This is a genomic window from Rummeliibacillus sp. TYF005 (genome assembly GCF_003844195.1).
In the GTDB taxonomy this organism is placed as follows: domain Bacteria; phylum Bacillota; class Bacilli; order Bacillales_A; family Planococcaceae; genus Rummeliibacillus.
The window spans coordinates 26,910-46,317 of sequence record NZ_ML122552.1 but is presented as its reverse complement, the minus strand read 5'-3'; the positions used below and the strand labels follow the sequence as shown (position 1 = coordinate 46,317).

Annotated in this window: 17 protein-coding genes and 1 other annotated feature; of the genes, 8 read left to right on the top strand and 9 right to left on the bottom strand. The window is 33.9% G+C overall.

Annotation, left to right across the window (positions count from 1 at the left end; genetic code table 11):
• The first annotated feature begins 3 nt into the window (after window positions 1-3).
• Complete coding sequence (gene ccpA, locus CW357_RS08150; protein WP_119415074.1) at window positions 4-1,002, top strand: catabolite control protein A; 999 nt, start codon at window positions 4-6, stop codon at window positions 1,000-1,002.
• A 116-nt stretch (window positions 1,003-1,118) separates the two neighbouring features.
• Here ccpA and CW357_RS08145 read toward each other — a convergent pair whose 3' ends face one another.
• The 4 genes from CW357_RS08145 to CW357_RS08130 all read right to left on the bottom strand — a co-directional run bounded on the left by CW357_RS08145 (window position 1,119) and on the right by CW357_RS08130 (window position 6,535).
• Window positions 1,119-2,315 (bottom strand): acetoin utilization protein AcuC, encoded by a 1,197-nt coding sequence (locus CW357_RS08145; protein WP_199670674.1) that lies wholly within the window; start codon window positions 2,313-2,315, stop codon window positions 1,119-1,121.
• Window positions 2,282-2,932, bottom strand: a complete 651-nt coding sequence (locus CW357_RS08140; RefSeq protein WP_124217770.1) for an acetoin utilization AcuB family protein — start codon at window positions 2,930-2,932, stop codon at window positions 2,282-2,284. The genes CW357_RS08145 and CW357_RS08140 overlap by 34 nt, the downstream gene beginning before the upstream one ends.
• 27 nt (window positions 2,933-2,959) lie before the next feature.
• Window positions 2,960-3,592 (bottom strand): GNAT family N-acetyltransferase, encoded by a 633-nt coding sequence (locus CW357_RS08135; protein WP_124217769.1) that lies wholly within the window; start codon window positions 3,590-3,592, stop codon window positions 2,960-2,962.
• A gap of 261 nt (window positions 3,593-3,853) precedes the next feature.
• Window positions 3,854-6,535 carry a transglycosylase domain-containing protein gene (locus CW357_RS08130; protein ID WP_124217768.1) on the bottom strand — a complete coding sequence of 894 codons (2,682 nt, stop codon included), beginning with the start codon at window positions 6,533-6,535 and terminating at the stop codon, window positions 3,854-3,856.
• A gap of 486 nt (window positions 6,536-7,021) precedes the next feature.
• Window positions 7,022-7,224: a binding site (T-box leader), on the top strand.
• Window positions 7,225-7,313: 89 nt separating this feature from the next.
• Between CW357_RS08130 and tyrS the strand changes: the two genes are divergently transcribed.
• Window positions 7,314-8,582, top strand: a complete 1,269-nt coding sequence (gene tyrS / locus CW357_RS08125) for a tyrosine--tRNA ligase (RefSeq protein WP_124217767.1) — start codon at window positions 7,314-7,316, stop codon at window positions 8,580-8,582.
• Between the two features lie 199 nt (window positions 8,583-8,781).
• Here tyrS and CW357_RS08120 read toward each other — a convergent pair whose 3' ends face one another.
• Window positions 8,782-9,030, bottom strand: a complete 249-nt coding sequence (locus CW357_RS08120; protein WP_119415078.1) for a glutaredoxin family protein — start codon at window positions 9,028-9,030, stop codon at window positions 8,782-8,784.
• Window positions 9,031-9,207: 177 nt separating this feature from the next.
• Between CW357_RS08120 and CW357_RS08115 the strand changes: the two genes are divergently transcribed.
• A complete protein-coding gene (locus CW357_RS08115) occupies window positions 9,208-9,471 on the top strand; it encodes a metal-sensitive transcriptional regulator (protein ID WP_119415079.1) in 264 nt (87 codons plus the stop codon).
• A 145-nt stretch (window positions 9,472-9,616) separates the two neighbouring features.
• Window positions 9,617-9,913 carry a rhodanese-like domain-containing protein gene (locus CW357_RS08110; protein ID WP_119415080.1) on the top strand — a complete coding sequence of 99 codons (297 nt, stop codon included), beginning with the start codon at window positions 9,617-9,619 and terminating at the stop codon, window positions 9,911-9,913.
• Between the two features lie 176 nt (window positions 9,914-10,089).
• On the opposite strand, the gene CW357_RS08105 is transcribed toward CW357_RS08110, so the two are convergent.
• Both CW357_RS08105 and rpsD read right to left on the bottom strand, forming a co-directional pair.
• A complete protein-coding gene (locus CW357_RS08105) occupies window positions 10,090-10,443 on the bottom strand; it encodes a CotD family spore coat protein (protein WP_369973753.1) in 354 nt (117 codons plus the stop codon).
• 196 nt (window positions 10,444-10,639) lie between these two features.
• On the bottom strand, window positions 10,640-11,242 hold the full coding sequence (rpsD, locus tag CW357_RS08100) for a 30S ribosomal protein S4 (protein WP_119415081.1): 603 nt from the start codon (window positions 11,240-11,242) through the stop codon (window positions 10,640-10,642).
• Between the two features lie 418 nt (window positions 11,243-11,660).
• Here rpsD and CW357_RS08095 point away from each other — a divergent pair, with 418 nt between their 5' ends.
• On the top strand, window positions 11,661-13,670 hold the full coding sequence (locus CW357_RS08095) for a sensor domain-containing diguanylate cyclase (RefSeq protein ID WP_124217766.1): 2,010 nt from the start codon (window positions 11,661-11,663) through the stop codon (window positions 13,668-13,670).
• A 162-nt stretch (window positions 13,671-13,832) separates the two neighbouring features.
• Here CW357_RS08095 and CW357_RS08090 read toward each other — a convergent pair whose 3' ends face one another.
• Both CW357_RS08090 and hisJ read right to left on the bottom strand, forming a co-directional pair.
• Window positions 13,833-14,306, bottom strand: a complete 474-nt coding sequence (locus CW357_RS08090) for a GAF domain-containing protein (RefSeq protein ID WP_119415083.1) — start codon at window positions 14,304-14,306, stop codon at window positions 13,833-13,835.
• A 31-nt stretch (window positions 14,307-14,337) separates the two neighbouring features.
• Window positions 14,338-15,138: a histidinol-phosphatase HisJ gene (gene hisJ, locus CW357_RS08085; protein ID WP_119415084.1), complete on the bottom strand. Its 801-nt coding sequence runs from the start codon at window positions 15,136-15,138 to the stop codon at window positions 14,338-14,340.
• Between the two features lie 148 nt (window positions 15,139-15,286).
• On the opposite strand from hisJ, the gene ezrA reads away from it, so the two are divergent.
• The 3 genes from ezrA (at window position 15,287) to thiI (ending at window position 19,398) form a co-directional block, all read left to right on the top strand.
• Entirely contained in the window at window positions 15,287-16,978 is a 1,692-nt protein-coding gene (gene ezrA / locus CW357_RS08080) for a septation ring formation regulator EzrA (protein WP_124217765.1), read from the top strand.
• Window positions 16,979-17,054: 76 nt separating this feature from the next.
• Window positions 17,055-18,191, top strand: coding sequence for a cysteine desulfurase family protein (locus tag CW357_RS08075; protein ID WP_119415086.1), 1,137 nt, complete (start codon window positions 17,055-17,057; stop codon window positions 18,189-18,191).
• A gap of 4 nt (window positions 18,192-18,195) precedes the next feature.
• Entirely contained in the window at window positions 18,196-19,398 is a 1,203-nt protein-coding gene (thiI, locus tag CW357_RS08070) for a tRNA uracil 4-sulfurtransferase ThiI (RefSeq protein WP_119415087.1), read from the top strand.
• Window positions 19,399-19,408 lie beyond the last annotated feature (10 nt).

The following is a 19,408-nucleotide window of genomic DNA, read 5'->3' as shown; positions in this document are numbered from 1 at the left end:
CAAGTGACCGTAACAATTTATGATGTTGCTAGAGAGGCAAATGTTTCAATGGCAACTGTGTCTCGTGTTGTAAATGGTAATCCAAATGTTAAACCGACCACAAGAAAAAAAGTACTCGATGTTATTGCAAAATTAGAATATAGACCAAATGCGGTTGCTCGTGGCTTGGCAAGTAAGAAGACTACTACAGTAGGCGTTATCATTCCAGATATTTCTAATATTTTTTATGCTGAATTAGCACGCGGAATTGAAGATATCGCTACAATGTATCGCTACAATATTATTCTTTCCAACTCTGACCAACGTGAAGAGAAAGAATTACAATTATTAGATAATATGTACGGCAAACAAGTTGATGGTATTGTCATGATGAGCGATCAAGTGAATGATGAATTATTAAAGAAAATGAGTCATTCGCCAGTTCCGATTGTATTAGCAGGTTCTATCGATGAAACTCATCAAACACCATCTGTTAATATTGATTATTTGCAAGCTGCTTATGAAGCAGTTAAACATTTTATCGATAATGGACATAAACGAATCGCATATGTTTCTGGTCCATTTACATCTACTATTAACAAAAAATACAAATTTGAAGGTTATAAAAAGGCCTTAGATGAAGCTGGTATTGAACTTGATGAAAATCTAGTAGTAGCTGCTGAGGATTCCTATGATAGTGGTCTGGAGGACTTCAAAACATTAAATAGTTTACAAAACCCACCAACTGCATTTTTTGCAGGAAGTGATGAATTAGCAATTGGAATTATCCATGGTGCATTAGATTCAGGGAAAAAAGTTCCGGATGATTATGAAGTGATCAGTTTTGAAAACTCAAAACTTGCGCGGATGGTTCGTCCACAACTTACAAGTGTTGTTCTACCGCTTTATGATATAGGTGCAGTATCAATGCGTTTACTAACAAAATATATGAATAAAGAACAAGTAGAAGAAGAAAACTTTATATTACCGCATCGTATTGAGGATCGAAGTTCTACAAAATAACTGAAAAACTGTTTCGTTTTCCATCTTAGAATGGGAAAGAAACAGTTTTTTTTATGTGAACGCTAGTATTCTCATTATAGTTTTATAATATAATCAATGTATTATTTGGGCGATATCTATATAAGTTCACTATTCTTTGAACGAATAGGAAGTAATGCTTTTTCTAATATTTGTTGGTTCTTTTCAGTTATTTCTGTTTTACGTGGAATGGGATCATATAGGTTCTCAGGATCCGTCCAAGTTGGTATTAACGTTACTGGTGATTCTTTTTGCCATTTATCAAGCCAAGCTTTTGGGAGATTTCCGGTGGGTAAAGCCTGATCGGTCATTTCCATCCAGATGAATGACCATGCGCGTGGAACCACTCTCCATATATCATATCCACCACCGCCAACAGCAACCCACTTACCGTCACAATATTTGTGAGCAAGTTCATGTGCAAGTTTTGGAATCTCCTTATAGATATTCATAGTCCCATATAAGTGTGTTAAAGGATCTAAGTAGTGCGCATCTGCCCCATTTTGAGAAAGAATAACATCAGGCTTAAAATGATCTGTGATTTCCCGAAGTGCTGTTGTATATACTTCTAAGAAGGATTCATCTTCCGTGAAGGCATCTATAGGGAAGTTAAAGGATGTCCCATATCCTTTTCCACTGCCTCTTTCAGTGATTGTCCCGGTCCCTGGAAATAGATAGCGACCAGTTTCATGAATAGATACAGTACAAACATTTGGTTCATCGTAAAAACTCCATTGAACCCCATCACCGTGATGTGCATCTGTATCAATATATAAGACACGTGCATTGTATTTTTTTTGCATGTATTTGATAGCAACCGTACTATCATTATATATACAAAATCCTGAAGCTCGTCCTTTAAAACCGTGATGGAGCCCACCTCCAAGATTTAATGCATGTTCTGATAGTCCTTGCATGACATAATCGCATGCAGTAAGTGTGGCTCCTACAATTTTTGCACTTGCTTCATGCATATTCGGAAAAATGGGCGTATCTTCTGTTCCAATTCCAAAAGGTTCTCCTTGTTTTTCGGTAAGTTTTCCATGACCAGCCATTTTAACAGCATTTATATACCGAATATCATGTCCTAGAAGAAGCTCTTCTTCTGTAGTATTACGCGGTTTAACAATATTTGATGGATTAAGCGCATTTATACTAGTCAGAAGGTCAATCGTTAGTTCCAAACGTTTTTGATTAAATGGGTGTGTATCTGAAAATTTATAGTCTAGTTGTTCTGGTGAATATATAAAAACAGCTTTATTTATAGACGATTGATACCCGGCATATTTGGCCATAACACATCAAATCCTTCCTTGCGTAAATCATCGATTATTGGAAGTGGATTCATGACTTTTACTCGAATTGAGAGAATCCTTTTTTCTTCATGTTGAGAGTCAGGATAGACGAGTACACTCAAAATGCTTGCATGATGTTTTGTAAAAACTTTTGTAACATCATGTAGTGTACCGGCTTGATCATTAACGCGAATTTCAATTTGAGAGCTGGGCCTAGTGGCGCCGGTTATTTCGATATATGTGTACAATAAGTCATTAGTAGTTACAATACCTACTAATTTTCCTCCGCTTACAACGGGTAGGCATCCTATTCGATTTTCATAAAAAATTAATGCTGTTTCTTCTACAAAATCAAGTGGATGACAAACTATAGGATTTGTAATCATCAATTTTTCTAAATTTTGTTCGTATATATTTTCTACAGTTTTTTTTACTAGGGGAGAGGGAAGTGCATTTTTTAAATCTCTTTCAGTTAATAACCCAACTAAATTATTTTCGTCATTAACAATTGGTAAATGGCGAATTTTATTTGCTCTCATAATTCTTACGGCATCTTTAATCGTATTATCTGATTTCAATGTAAAAATCTTTGTTTTCATTATTTCCTCGATTAACATTAGATCCACCCCTTCATTGAAGATCAATCAATTCATATAACGATTCATAATACGTAATTGGTCGAATTTTTTGATAGACTTTTGATCAACACGTTTCCCAATCCTAACCATTAAGCAATTAGCGGGATGGGAGGAAATCTCAGGATCATCTGTTGCCGCGACTTCCAATCCTCCTGCCTGCATCATTTTTTCCATAACTTTTCGGTATTGCCAGACATTCAATCCAGTTCTTTTTAAGTCCCAATGCCAATAATATTCTGTTGTAATGACAATATAATCCTCCATAGCATCATCCATCATTGCTACTTGTAAAATGCTTTTTCCTACACCTGTTCCACGAAATTCGGGGGCAACCTCTATAGCACCTAATTCTAATAGATTCTCCATATTGCCTTCTGACCAACGTTCGAGAGGATCAGGATAAAGAAAAGTTGCATATGCAATGATTGTGTCATTTAATCTTGCAATAATCATTCGTCCCTCTGGAAGCTTCGAAATTTCTATAATGGCAGCAAATTGTTGCTCAGGTATTCTAAAAGCGGTCAAACCTTCATGGAATTTGAGTCTTTGAAGCTCGTTGGTTGGTACTGGGCCTTCCACTAAAATCGTTCCGTTGGGGATTTCAATTTTTTTTGAATTATATTTTCGCAGATGCTCCATATATCCACATCCTTATTTTACTGTTTTAATTCATTATACATGAGTGAAGTAGAAAAAAACTTCATAAATGAGAAAATTTTGTGTACTTATACTATTTCAATAATCTTGTGAATGAGTAGAGTACCTATTCATTTTTTATCGAGTTATATCCATTAGTTGATTTATTATTGCTAAAATTTATAAACAAAAAAGGACATTACATATTAGTCATTTAAATATGTAATGTCCTTTATATTATTCTTGATTACTTACATTCTATAATTATTGACCGTCTTCTTCATTTTTAGGATTTTCGCTATTGTTACCGCCATTGGATCCTGTGCCACCTGAGTTATTTGAATTCCCCGACCCGTTTGAATTACCGTCTCCATTTGAATTATTTGATCCGTTTGAGTTATTATTACCGGAATTATTATTAGAATTGCCAGCATTATTATTAGATTGGTTTGAGTTATTTGAGTTATTCGAATTTCCAGGTCTATTTGAATTGCTACTATTGTTAGAGTTAGTTGAGTTAGTTCTATCTTTCTCTTTTTGTTTTTCTTTCTCTTTCTCTTTTTCTTTCTTCTCTTTTTCTTCTTTTTCTTTTGCACCAAATAGTTTTGAATAGTCTCCACCAAATGGACTTAACATTTTTTGTTTAAAGGCATTCGATAAAACGCCTCCAGAAAATGCTGTTTCAGCACCAGGTAGCATTACATTCGCGTTGAATAAATCTGTTCTTGCATTTCCTGAGCATGCATTTGTAAGAACATTACCTGTTATGCCACAGAACGTTTGGCTAACAACGCCAGCAGGTTGTGTGAATGTTTTACCATTAGCAGTAGCTAATTTTGGATTTGTATCGTAAACTGCATTCATCAATCTTGCCCATAGAAGGTTTATGCGTGTACTTGGTTGACCGTATACACCGTTAGCTTGATATAAAGTTTTAGGTTGGTCATACCCCATCCAAACACCTAAAGAAATATCAGGGTTATAACCGACTAACCATACGTCTTTATATTCTTGAGATGTACCGGTTTTTGCGGCGAAATCTGCTCGGAATTTTAAATTGCTATTCGCGGTTGTACCTGTACCTTGTTTTAATACATCACGTAGCATATCTGTTGTGATATAAGATGTTTGTTTACTATAAACAGTTTTAGATTTCACTTTATGTTTATAGACTGTCTTACCGTTGCTATCTACAATTTTAGAAATCATATAAGCATCAACAAATTTGCCTCCATTTGCAAATGTTGCATATGCATTTGTGTTTTCTTCAATTGTGACACCATTTCTTAAAGCACCGATAGAAGTTGCATAGTTTGTGTAATCACTATCATCTAAACTTGTAAAGCCATTTCTTCTTAATAATCCAGCGGGTCTGTGGTTAATGATTTGTGCATACAACCGAATAGCTGGTAAGTTTTGAGAATCTTTTAAAGCCTCGCGAGCTGATATTAAGCCACGTTCATCTGTTTCAGTATAGTTAGAAGGTGACCATCCATTTATGCTGAATTTAACGTCTGCTACAGGGCTACCCGCACCGATGACACCATATTGAATGGCAGGTGCATAGACAAGTAAAGGTTTCATAGTAGAGCCGTTTGAGCGTTTTGCTTGTGTAGCGTGATTCGTAGCTTCTAATTTATGGTCTCTACCACCGACAAAACTTAAAATTTTACCTGTCTTATTTTCGATGACGATACTACCGACTTGAACTGGATCAGGAACATTCGTTACTTTACCCGTTTCAGAATCTGTTACTTGTTTAGTGAAAGTTGCACCATAATATGGGAAATTATCTTTTACCTTTTGCATCGTATCATACATTTTTTTATCAATAGTTGAGTATATCTTATATCCTTTTGAACGTAATTCACGATCTGCAAGGATTTTATATTTTTCTTTCAGTTTAGCTTCATGGGATAAACGATCAACATCAATGCCATCTTTTTTAGCTAGAATCTTAGCCATAATCTCTTTTGCACGATTTTCAATTTCATATGTTACATATGGATATTTTTCTTCAGGACGAACTTCTGGTTTACGGAAATCCTTTTTAATGTTGTATTTTAAAGCTTTCTTATATTGTTTTTCCGTAATATAACCTGTTTCATGCATACGATATAAAACCGTCTTCATTCTGTTAATGCCAAGTTTTAAATTATCTGCGTCTTTCAGTTTTCCGCTTTGTGTAAAAGGTGTATAGGCATAAGGAGATTGTGGAATCCCCGCGATATAAGAAGATTGTGCAAGATTTAGGTCTTTCGCACTTTTATTAAAAAGTCCTTCAGCAGCTGTCTCAACACCAGCAATATTACGCCCACTTGCATTTCTACCATAAGGAATAACGTTTAAATAGGCTTCCAAAATCTCGTCTTTGGTCATAAAGTGTTCTAAACGCATAGCTAAGAGTAATTCTTTTGCTTTTCGTTCATAAGAAACTTCATTGGTCAAAACTTGGTTTTTTATTAATTGTTGTGTCAATGTGGAACCACCAGTTTGAGTATTGGAGTTACTCACATCTTGCAAAATCCCACGTACGACTGCTTTAGGTACAATTCCGTTATGTTGATAAAAGTACTCATCTTCAGTGGCTAATACTGCATTGATGACATTAGGTGATACTTTTTTTAATGTTGTCTCCTGTCTTTCTAAGTCTGTCCTCATTTTCCCTAGATACTTATTACTAGCGAAATAGAGGGTACTCGTTTCTTCGTAGTTAAAAATTGTGTTACGCATTTCAGTCTTGGGACGTAATGGTTCGTCTTTTACAAGCGAAGCGAAGTAACCAGCACCGATTGAACCAACAAAAACAAATCCCATTGAAACAAATAGTATAAAGATTAAAACTAAATTCCAAACGACACTCGAAGTAATGCGGAAATATTTCATCCATGTGGTTTTTGATAATTCATCAATTTTTTGATTTATATTGGCTATCCATTCTTTCATCTTTTTGATCACTCGACCAATGTCAAAACTCTAAATCTCTATATAAATATATAAATATATAAAGATTGATGATGCATTTTTGACAGAAGCCTACCTCCTTTAAATGTTTTCAATGAAATAACCATTGTTGCATCCATCAATGATTTTTCTATACAGTTATTATTGTTTTAGAAGAATGCTAATTCTATGATGTTTTGTCATATGATTAATAGCTAAGCCATTAATCATCATGAAGCTAATTGAATGTAAAATAGAAATATAGCAATATTGATATATTTGTTATATGTTCAGATTTTACATATCCTGTTGCAATTATTCCTTTCTACAACAGCGTTATTTAAGCACTTTTTTCTGAAGATAACTATACTTTCAAAATTTTTTTGAATAACCTTCTAAAATATTGTCTATTATACCATAATACGAAATGACAATAATAATACTTATTGACAACTACTTAAAATGAAGTACAATAGTCATTAATATAGTTTTCTTGCGTTGAACGATGCGCAGTAGTGATCCTATTCCCTGTATAGAGAGCTAGCGGTTGGTGAAAGCTAGTCAAAGTATGGACGCGAATTACACATCTGGAGCGAGAACGTAGCCGCTGCGATAAAGCGATTGAAGCGGAAGAAAAGTATTTTCTTCAAGCTGGGTGGTACCGCGTTAAATTTGACATTAACGTCCCTGCACATAGTTGTGTAGGGGCGTTTTTATTTTCATTTATAAGTTCTAGGAGACCTAGCTGCAGAAATCAAAAAAATTTGAGGAGGAAATTTAAATGACAAACGCACTAATTGAAGATTTAAAATGGCGTGGTTTGTTGTACCAACAAACAGATGCTGAAGGAATGGAAAAATTATTAAACGAGGAAAAGGTTTCTCTTTATGTGGGAGTTGATCCGACTGCAGATTCTATGCATATTGGTCATATTGTCCCTATGTTGACTTTACGTCGTTTCCAAAAAGCTGGTCATCGTCCTATTCTTCTAGTAGGTGGTGCAACAGGTATGATTGGGGATCCATCTGGTCGCTCAACTGAACGTAATCTCCTTACAGCAGAACAAATTGACCATAATGTAGCAGGTATTAAAAAACAACTTGAACGCATTTTTGATTTTTCTGGTGATGAAAATGGTGCACAATTAGTGAATAACTATGGTTGGGTAGGAAAGTTAAGTGCAATTGAATTTTTACGCGACTACGGTAAATTGATTAATATTAACTACATGTTAAACAAAGATACAATTTCTTCACGTTTAGAAACAGGATTATCTTTTACTGAATTTACTTACACAATCATCCAAGGTATTGATTTCAATCATTTATACGATCATTATGGCGTGCGTATTCAAGTTGGAGGCTCCGATCAATGGGGGAATATCACAACAGGTCTTGAAGTCATCCGAAAAACACATGATGAAGATGCAAAAGCATATGGAATTACAATTCCGTTAGTAACAAAATCTGATGGTACAAAATTCGGGAAAACAGCTGGTGGCGCCATCTGGTTAGATCCTGAAAAAACATCTCCATATGAATTCTACCAATTCTGGTTAAATACAGCGGATGCTGATGTCGTGAAATACTTGAAAATTTTCACCTTCTTAACTCGCGAAGAAATAGAAGGGCTAGCACAAAAAGTGGAAACTGAACCGCATTTACGTGAAGCTCAAAAAACACTTGCATCTGAAATGACAAAACTCATTCACGGAGAAGAAGGACTTGAACAAGCTCTTCGTATTACAGCAGCATTATTCTCTGGAAACTTAAAATCACTTTCAGTAGAAGAAATGAAAGTTGCATTTTCTGGCGTTCCTTCAGTTGATCTTGTGAAAGAAGATAAAAATATTGTTGAACTATTAGTAGAAGCTAAAATTTCATCTTCTAAACGCCAAGCTCGTGAAGATGTCACAAACGGTGCTATTTCTGTAAATGGTGAAAAAGTTAAAGATTTAGATTATGTAATCGATGCGGAAGATCGTATGGAAGATTCATTTGCGATTATCCGACGCGGTAAAAAGAAATATCATATGGTTAAATTCAACTAAGTCGTTATAGAATTTATGCCTTATAGATAGTTGTCCGTTTTTTTTAAGGTGGCTTAAAGGGAGTTTTTATTACCTTTAAGTCACTTTTTATATTTAAAAATTAAAACGAAGGATCAAAATTCAAGCAAAACAAAATGTGGGATGTCAGTGGAGGAGTATTAGATAAAGAAAGTATGCATATTGTCTAGGTTAACGGATATTATAAGCTTTTTAGTCTTTCAATGATCTTCATTGCATTATTAGGGTCATATCCAAGTACCCATGCATCATTAATGCATGTTTGTGGGGCACCCAGGCGCCCTGTCTTTTCCATCAAAAATTGAGCTATATTAGGATCGTTGTGAATATTGACCACTTTAAAGTCTATATTTTGTTCTTTTAAGAAATTTTTCATTAATTCGCAATAGCCACAGTTCGTTGTTGAATATACTGTTACATTTAATTCCATAAAAATATTCCCCTTTCCTTGAAATAAATAATGCATATACATTTCATTTTAAGAACAATATACTATTAGGGGTATTGAAATGCAAAGTATTTATTTCCTATCTCAATTCTTGACATAATACTATAAGGGGGATAATATCGGTACGAGTTATACATAAAGTTTGTAAGGGGTGAACATATGGAATACAACAATCAAATTCGAAATCGTTTAAAACGATTAGAAGGTCAATTAAAAGGCGTTATCCGAATGATTGATGAGGGAAAGGATTGTAAAGATGTAGTTACTCAATTATCTGCTTCACGTTCTGCAATTGATCGTACGATTGGCTTAATCGTAAGTACCAATTTAGTACATTGCATGTCAGATGAAGAACGATTACATGAAAAGGATAAAGAAGTACTGATTAAGGAAGCTGTCGATTTACTAGTAAAAAGTCGATGATAACATAAGGGTAAGCCAAACATCATTAGTAGGAAGAATCGAAATGATATATATAATTTCAATTCAGGAGTTACAATAACCGTGTGATTGTACTTTTATAATTGGATAAAGTAAATAAGAAACTTTTAAAAGGGGAAAAGATAAAATGAAAACTATTACACCAGATGAAGTATTAAAAAAAATAGACGAAGGACAAGAAATTAACATTATCGATGTTCGTGAACCTGAAGAAACAGCTACAGGAAAAATTAATATTGCGCAAACAATTCCATTGGGAACACTTGAATTCCATTTAGAAGAATTAGATAAGAATCTTGAATATATTATTGTTTGCCGCTCTGGACGCAGAAGTGCACAAGCAACATCGTTTTTAGAGGAAAACGGATATAATGCTACTAACATGGAAGGTGGAATGTTAGCTTGGGAAGGACCAATTGAATAATTGGTAAATACCTAAAAATAGTGTGAGTTGCAGATTAAATACTGGTCTGCAGCTCTTTTTTGTATAGGTAGTAATATAGATTTTATGTAGTATACACTTAACAGGCCAGGCAATAAATAACCTGGCCGATGCATTGTTGAAGAATATAATATTACAAAGAAATCAGCACCGAGTTATTATCTTCTTCCCCAATGACGTGGATGACAGCAACCTTTTTGAGGCATACCACAAATAGTATTTGTTTCATAACATTCATTTACTACGGACTCTGTGTGAGGGAAATAATGTTGGTTGTGAATAACGTGCTTATTGACTGTTGTAGTATGACTTGGATGAATATGTGGAACTACTGTGTTCATAACGTTTGTTCTTACCATTTCTCTTGTTGGCGAAACTCGTGCTGGATCATACTGTGTTGGTAAAGTTTGCGTTGGTCCCATATGAGCTGGAAACATTTGATTTGGAGAGTAATTAGGCATCATTCCTTGATGACAACTTTCACCAAATTGACCGCAATTTCTGTTGTGCATTTTATGACCTCCTTTGTTTTAAGGTATTTGTCATTTATAACATATGAAAGCCCTGATAATAGAAGTAGTTGTATGCCTACTTGTATTATAAATAAACAAAATTTTAGATTGATACGTTTTAAGAACATAAAAAAACCTTGTAACCGTATAAAACGGAAACAAGGTTTTGAAATATATCTTTTGAAATACTCGAAGACTAACGAGAGTAGTATTCGACGATGAATGATTCGTTGATTTCAGCAGATAATTCGCTGCGTTCTGGAAGACGTACAAAAGTACCTTCTTTTTTGTCAGCGTCTAATGAAAGATATTCTGGTACAAAGTTGTTAACTTCGATAGCTTCAGTTACAACATCAAGGTTTTGAGATTTTTCACGAAGAGAAATAACTTGACCTGGTTTTACGCTGTATGAAGGGATGTCAACGCGTTTGCCATCAACTAAGATGTGACCATGGTTTACTAATTGGCGAGCAGCACGACGAGTGCGAGCTAAACCAAGACGGTAAACAAGGTTGTCTAAGCGAGTTTCAAGAAGGATCATGAAGTTTTCACCATGAACACCATTCATTTTACCAGCTTTAACGAATAAGTTGTGGAATTGACGTTCGTTCATACCATACATATGACGAAGTTTTTGTTTTTCTTGTAATTGTAAGCCGTACTCAGACAATTTTTTACGTTGAGTTGGGCCGTGTTGTCCTGGAGCGTATGGACGTTTTTCGATTTCTTTACCAGTACCGCTTAAAGAAATGCCTAAACGACGAGATAGTTTCCAAGATGGACCTGTATAACGAGACATTTAGAGTCCCTCCTATTGGTTTTTTATTTGGCATAAAATAAAAACCAGATGTATTTAGCTCCACTGTCATTTTATTTTCATGTATCTTCGCTCTTGCAGCCGAAGAGTTACGCAATACACCGTCTACATAAGTAGAGGAATAAAATGAAGCAATAAAACCATACAACCGCTGCGTTTATTTTACACAAATTACATTCTATCTTCTATGAATGCAAGTGTCAAGGAAAATTACTTTTTTCATTAATAACTAGAGTTCCTACTTTTTGAAAGCAGGAATATAGATTGATTTTTTCTAATCATAAGTTGAATTCAAAATGTTTAACGGGTAGTTTGGATAAATCTATAAAATATCTAGTAAATTTTCACGTGGTATAGATGTTGATAAACATCACAGATATAAAACTAATAGTCATTTATAATGGCATTTATGCTATTATGTAAAAAAATACAGATTGTTTATAGTTTAAAAGACTCATTTGATGTATACTGGAATAGTAAAAAATATTTACATACTGTATCAAAGAAAAAAGGTGATGGAAAGTTGCGAAGTCTACAAATAATGCAAAGTATTAAAAGTCAGATGCTTGATTTGTGGATAGAAAATGCTAAGAAACCACTTACTGCAGTTGAGTATTTAGAATTGTTTAAAGGAATCATGAGTAAAGAATTTAATATTAATAAAGTTGAATATTTAAGCATTGAAAATGACGTATTATATCCGCTATCCACTTCTAGTGATGGCTATTATATTTCCAATGGCATTCCATTTCTATTGGTTGAACCTTATTTAAATCATAGACATCATTTTCCTAATCGACTAGTTAACACATTAAAGCATTATTTTGATTATGCTGGTGATGTTCTTATATTAAAAGATAACTGTGATAAGGAAAACTGTGACAAGATAGGGATGATTATTTTAGAAGAATCATCATTATGGAATTCTTTTGCACAAACTCCTTTCGTTGATGAACTAGAGAACCTATTACGCGATACAGTTAAAATGATAAAAATTACACAAAATATTATTTATGAGAAAAAGTTAAGTCAAGAACTATTTGAAATGACTGAAGTATTCCATTCAACAATGGATGTTGATCATATTTTAGAAGCAATGATTCATGGTGTAAAAAGAATTTTCCCGAAATTCCCTTCGAAATTGATATTATCAAATGATCAAGACCGCATTAAAATAGAAGATGTATATGTCTTTGATTATTTATTGGAACGTCCATCAACAATAGAAGCGTTTGTATCAGGAGAAATGACGATTGAACATGCTACCGATATTAATAATCGTCTTTTAAATGCACCTATTAAAGGAAAGCAGGGAATATATGGTGTTCTGCAAATTTTTGCTCCAACTGAATATCGTTATAGTTCGAGAGAAAAAAGATTTATACAACATTTAACTAAAACTTCAGGAAACGCACTCGAAAACGCCAAACTTTACCATCAATCTCATCGTTTAGTTTCTGATTTGCAAATGATTAATGAAACATCCCAACGATTGAATATGAAGTTAAACAAGGAAGAAATATTATCTTTTCTGACTAAACAATTGAAAAGGTCATTTGAACCTTCTGAAATTTGTTTTGCTTTACTAAATGAAGATGAATTTCAAAATGCTAATGGAACTACAGCGTTCTTTTATCGAAAAGAGTCAAAAATTTACTGCGATTATATTTCAAATCATTTTAGTAATTCAGTAGATCCTTTGTTTGTCGCAGAATTTGATAGTCTAGTCGAAGAAAAAATACCGTATAATTCCATGATGGTAGTTCCAATTATTGTTAGAGAAAAAGTACAGGGATATTGTGCAATTTTACACCAAGATTCCTACTATTTTTCATTTGATAGTTTTAAATTAATGCAATCGCTCATCAGACACTCATCTTTAGCCATTTCAAATATTCTTTTACGTGAACAATTACAAGAAATGGTAGACCGCGATCATTTGACGAAGTTGTATGCACGAGAATATTTAGAACGCTATATTGAAAGTTCAATGAGCGAAGATAATTGTGGGACGTTCGTATTGTTAGATATTGATAATTTTAAAATGGTTAATGATACATTTGGACATCAAATGGGTGATTTAATCTTACAGTCAATTGGAGAACAATTACAACTTTGTATACAAGATGAAGGAATTTGTGCTCGTTGGGGTGGAGAGGAAATGGCCATTTATCTACCGAGTAAGAAAGCAAATGAAACGGTTGAAATTGTCAATCACATTATTAATCTAATTCCAAGTGTAACAGAACCATCGGTTACGTTATCCTCAGGTATTTCAGAATGGCATAATGATTTCAAACTTTCATATAAAAGGTTATTTCAGAATGCAGATGTCGCATTGTATAAGGCAAAAAATTCAGGCAAAAACAGATATTGCTTATTTAATAGTGAATATTCAAAAGAAAAATAATATCATTTACGTGACTTATTAAAATTATTATAAAGATTAATTTTCTCAAAATTCAAATATAGATGATTTGCGTTATATAGTAAAAAACCATAGAAACCCAAAATAATGTGGATTCTATGGTTTTTACTTTTTAGTATGGTGCACAACTGAGAAAAAATTCTTTTACAAATAGAGATGCTTTGTCAAGATAGTAACAAATTGTTCCAGACCATCCTGATCTTCTGTTGAAAATCGATTCTTAATAGGACTATCAATATCAAGTACGCCGAAAAGTGTTTGCTCTTTAACAATAGGAACGACAATTTCAGATTGAGAGGCACTATCGCAGGCGATATGTCCAGGAAATGCATGAACATCCTCTACAACAATTGTTTTTTGTGATTCGGCAGCAGTACCACAAACCCCTTTTCCAAATGGAATGTGAACGCAAGCAGGAAGCCCTTGGAATGGCCCTAAAAGTAACTCATCATTTTTTGATAAATAAAATCCGCACCAATTAATATTGTCTAGGAATTGGTTAAGAAGAGCAGAGGCATTACTTAAATTAGCAACGTTATCAAATTCACCTTCTAGTAAGGCATCTAATTGTTTGGCTAATAAATTGTATTTTGCTTTTAAATCGTTACTATAGTTCATAATATCTTTCCTCCGAATTAGTCTTTTAAAATTAGTTGTTTAATGGAAATATTTCATCATAAAATTGATGCAAATCAGCAACTTGGTGAGCATCTGAACCAAAAACCAATGGTATATTTAATGATTTTGCATATTGAATATACGGTAGTGGAGGGTAGGATTCTTTGCAAAATTCCTTTGCAAGTCCAGCACTATTTACATCTAGTTCACAGTGATTGTCAGCCATAAGCTGTAGAACTTGTTTAATATGTTCATCATCATTAATAGATTCTCCGTGCGCAAGTTGGAATTTGTGGATTAAAGTAGGATGTCCGATTCGTTTTGGCTTATATTTTCCAAGATCCGCAGAGATTGATTGTTTTAATGTTTCATAGTATAAATCATATACTGCTTGAACAGAACCTAATTTGTTTGCAAATTCTAAAAAAGTATCTTCTGAATAATCAATACATGTATATTCATCATTATATTTTAGGAAATGTACTGATAATATTGCATCATCAATTTGAGGGCCTACTATGTTTAAAAAACTAGTCGTCTCTGTTTCATATCCTACGATATAGTCAACCTCGAAACCAATGCGGATATGTATGTTTTCTTTGTATTGTTCTTTTAATGTATTAAGTTCATCTAAATATGAAATTAGTTTATGAGGGTCCATACCGCTATCTTTTTCAGGTGTAGGATCAACAAAATTAGTAGGTAACGGTGCATGTTCTGTAAAAGTTATATCTTTGAATCCCAATTTTATAGCTTTTTTGATATAATTTTCTATAGTATCATTAGTTCCGTGTGGACAATATTGGGTGTGAATATGTGCATCTCTTTTCAAAAAAAATCCCTCCATTTAAAAAAAATAGTCGAATTACTGAGAAATTTGTAAGAAATCTCTTTAAAGGGTAAACAAAATACCCAAAAACATGGTACTATTAAGCATAATTAGAAGCTGAAAAATTGATTTTGGGACAAGGGGGCTTACGATGAAGTATATCATTCCTACCATCATCGTACTATGTGTAATTTTAGCAATTGTCTTTATTTTTCGTCGGAAACATAGAAATGAAATTGAAAGACTTGACCAAAAGAAACTACAGATACAAAATAAGCCAGTGCTAGAAGAGCTAACAAAAGTTAAAGCGTTGAACATGAATGGGCAAACTGAAGAAATGTTCGAGCGTTGGCGCAATAAATGGACAGAGCTTATGGATGTAGAAATGCCAAAAATTGATGTCCTTTTATTTGATGCTGAAGAACAAGTAGATAAATTTCATTTTGGTAAAGCTACAGAGATTGAAAAGGAAATTGAATCTCGCATCACAGAGTATGACCAAGAAATGGTGAAAATTTTAAAAGAATTAGATGAGTTAATCGGTAGTGAAGAAAGAAATAGAATCGAAATTGAGCAAATAAAAGAACAATATCGATCTGCACGTAAGACATTACTAGCGCATCAATATTCTTATGGACCAGCAGCAAATCCAATTGAAAAAAGATTAGAGAAGTTCAATCCTCAATTCGAAGAATATGATCAGTTAACAGCTTCTGGAAATTATTTAAACGCACGTGAAATCGTTGTGAAACTTAATGAGGAAGGACAGGTACTCTTTAAACTAATCAACGAAATCCCTGCATTATTGACGGAGATTCAACATAAAATCCCATCTGATATTCACGAAATCCGTAATGGTCACCGGGAGATGGAAGAACAATCTTATTTCCTAGCGCACCTAGAAATTTTGGAGAAATTAGATCGTATCGAAGAGAATCTAGTTGAGTTTAAACAAAAAATTGCAGAACTTGATATTGCATCTGTTCAACATAGAGTTGTTGAGATTAAAGACGAAATTGAATCTTTTTATGATGCACTTGAAAAAGAAGTTATCGGTAAAAGATTCGTTGAAAACAATTTTGCAGAAATTGGAGAGTTGCTAGAATCAGCTATTGAAGCTACAGAAAAAACAGCAAAAGAAGCTGATACTGTTCAAAAAAGTTATCGAATATCTCAAAAAGAAGCAGATGTTCCTGTCAATTGTAAACAACAGTTACTATCTTTACGACAAAATTATGAATTATTGTCTATAGAAGTACAAGAAGAACAATCAGCTTATTCAAGCATGGAAGAAGTTTTAAAAGAACTAAAAACATCTATTGAGCAATTATTTGAAGAGCAAGAGCAATTTGCTGACCGTATGAAGAGCTTGCGAATAGATGAGAATAAAGCAAGAGCAACATTAAATAATCAAAAAAAATTGCTGCACGAAACAGAACGTATGCTACATAAAGCAAATTTACCTGGGATACCAGAAGAAATGGATGCAAGATTAGAAGAAGCAGCTGAAAGAATTTTTGTTGTTGTCAATAATCTTCAAGAGATTCCACTTAATATGGAAACAGTAAACAAAAATCTTGAAATTGCAGAGAAATGCATTGTTGATGTACATAGTTCAGCAATTGAAATGCTTGAAAATGTACAATTGATTGAACGAATTATACAATATGGCAATCGTTATAGAAATTCGAATCCTGCTATGCACCAACAACTTTTAGAGGCAGAAGATGCATTTAGAGAAATGCGTTATACAAAAGCTTTAGAGTATGCTGCAACTGCAGTAGAAGCTGTTGAACCAGGTTCTATGAAAAAAATTCAGGTACTTGCCAAAAGCGAGGTATGATGTTCATAATAAGAAAAGCATTAAGCCACCGCACGGTTCTGTGCTGGTGGTTTTCTTTTGGAAGGAAGGGAATACAATGATTTATCTAGATCATAGCGCTACAACCAAACCAGACCCAGCTGTTTTGCAAACATTTATCCAAGCAAATGAACGTTTTTATGCAAATCCAGCATCTCTTCATCAAATGGGGGTTGAAGCAAATACATTATTATCTCGTTCAAGAGAACAAATTGCAGATATTATAAAAACATCACCACTACAAATTATTTTCACATCTGGAGGATCTGAGTCCAATAATTTCGCGATTAAAGGATTAGCAAGAGCGAACAAACATCGTGGTAAAAAGATACTTGTGTCAGCTATTGAGCATGCTTCTGTTTTAGAAAGTGCAAAAGCATTAGAAAATGAAGGATTTATCGTTGAATATGTTAATGTAGATGAAAATGGTGTTATTTTAATAGATGATTTAAAGAAAAAGCTAACAAAGGATACGGTTGTTGTTAGTATTATGCATGTAAATAATGAGATGGGTGCTGTTCAACCAGTATCAGAAATAGCCAAAATTGTGCATCAAAATAGCCGTGCATTTTATCATATGGATGCTGTCCAAAGTTTTGGCAAAATTCCTGTACAATTTAATGGAGAAGATGGTCCAGATGCAATTACTGTATCAGGTCATAAAATAAATTGTTTAAAAGGAACTGGCTTTTTAGCATTACGTAAACAGGTGAAAATCCAACCTATTATTCATGGTGGTGGACAAGAGATGGGATTTCGTAGTGGCACTGTAGCAGTACCACAAGATGTTGCATTAGCCAAAGCCGTGCGCTTAGCAACTGAAAAACAACCCCAAAAAGCAGCTCAATATAGTAAATGGAGAGATGAGTTGCACGAATTCTTTAAACAGTTCCCATATGTAAGAGTCCTTTCTAGTAGTCAGGGTGCTCCACATATTATTAGTTGTGCAGTACAAGGATTAAAAGGGGAAATACTAGTTAATGCGATGCAACATGAAGGGATTATTATCTCAACATCAAGTGCATGTTCATCAAAAGACCATACTATTAGTCATGTAGTAAAAGCAATTCAAGTTGAACCATCTTATGAAAAAGGTGTTATTCGTATGAGTCTAGGTGAAGGAATTTCTGATGAAGATATTGCATCATTTAAAACAGCTTTTTCTAAAGTAATGCACCAAGTAAAGGAGTTTTAACCAAATGAAATGGCATGAAATTTTAATTCGTTACGGAGAAATAACAACAAAAGGTCGTAACCGTAAATTATTCATCAATCGATTAAAAGAAAATTTACGCTATACGTTCGCTGATATTCCAAATTTGCGAATCCGTTCAGAACGTGACCGCATGTATTTGAGCAGTAATGTAGATACTGAAATGGAAGAACTAATTGAACGATTACCCCATATTTTCGGTATTCACTCGTTTAGTCCAGTTGCACAATGTGAACCTACAATTGAAGCAATGAAAGAATTAGCAGTCGAAATTGTAAAAGGAATGGATTATAAAGGAAAAACATTTAAAGTAAATGCAAAAAGATCTTTTAAAAAATTCCCTATGGACACATATGAACTTCAACAAGCTATTGGTAGCCACGTATTAGGAACGCTCCCTGGCATGACAGTTCAAATGAAAAAACCTGATATTGAACTTCGTGTAGAAGTTCGTGAAAAAGCTGTATATATGATGGTAGATGTCATACATGGTGCAGGTGGCTTGCCAATCGGTTCAAATGGTAAAGCATTATTATTACTTTCCGGAGGCATTGATAGTCCTGTTGCAGCTTATTATATGATGAAACGCGGAGTAAGAGTAGAAGCAATCCATTTCTTTAGCCCACCTTTTACAAGCGATCAATCTTTAGGCAAGGTTAAAGAATTATGTGAAAAAATCAGTCGATTTGGTGGTAATATCCGCTTACATGTTATACCTTTTACTGAAATTCAACAAACCATTCAAAGTAGTGTACCTGAAAATGTTACAATGACATCTACTCGAAGAATGATGATGAAAGTTGCGGATATCGTTCGAAAAGAAATAGATGCGAAAGCAATTGTTACAGGAGAAAATCTTGGACAAGTGGCTAGCCAAACATTAGAAAGCTTAGCTGCGATTAATGATGTGACTACTACACCTATTTTACGTCCATTAATCACATTTGATAAATTAGAAATAATTGAAGTAGCCCAAAAAATTGGTACGTATGAAACTTCAATTCGTCCATTTGAAGATTGTTGTACAGTATTTACACCAGCAAATCCAAAAACAAAGCCTAGAGTAGAAAAGATGAATTATTATGAGAGCTTCACAAATTTCGATGAAATGATTGAAAAGGCAGTTAAAAATCGTGAAATTCATACATTCCCTAAAAAGAAAACAGATGAATTTCTAGACCTACTCTAAATAAGAATAT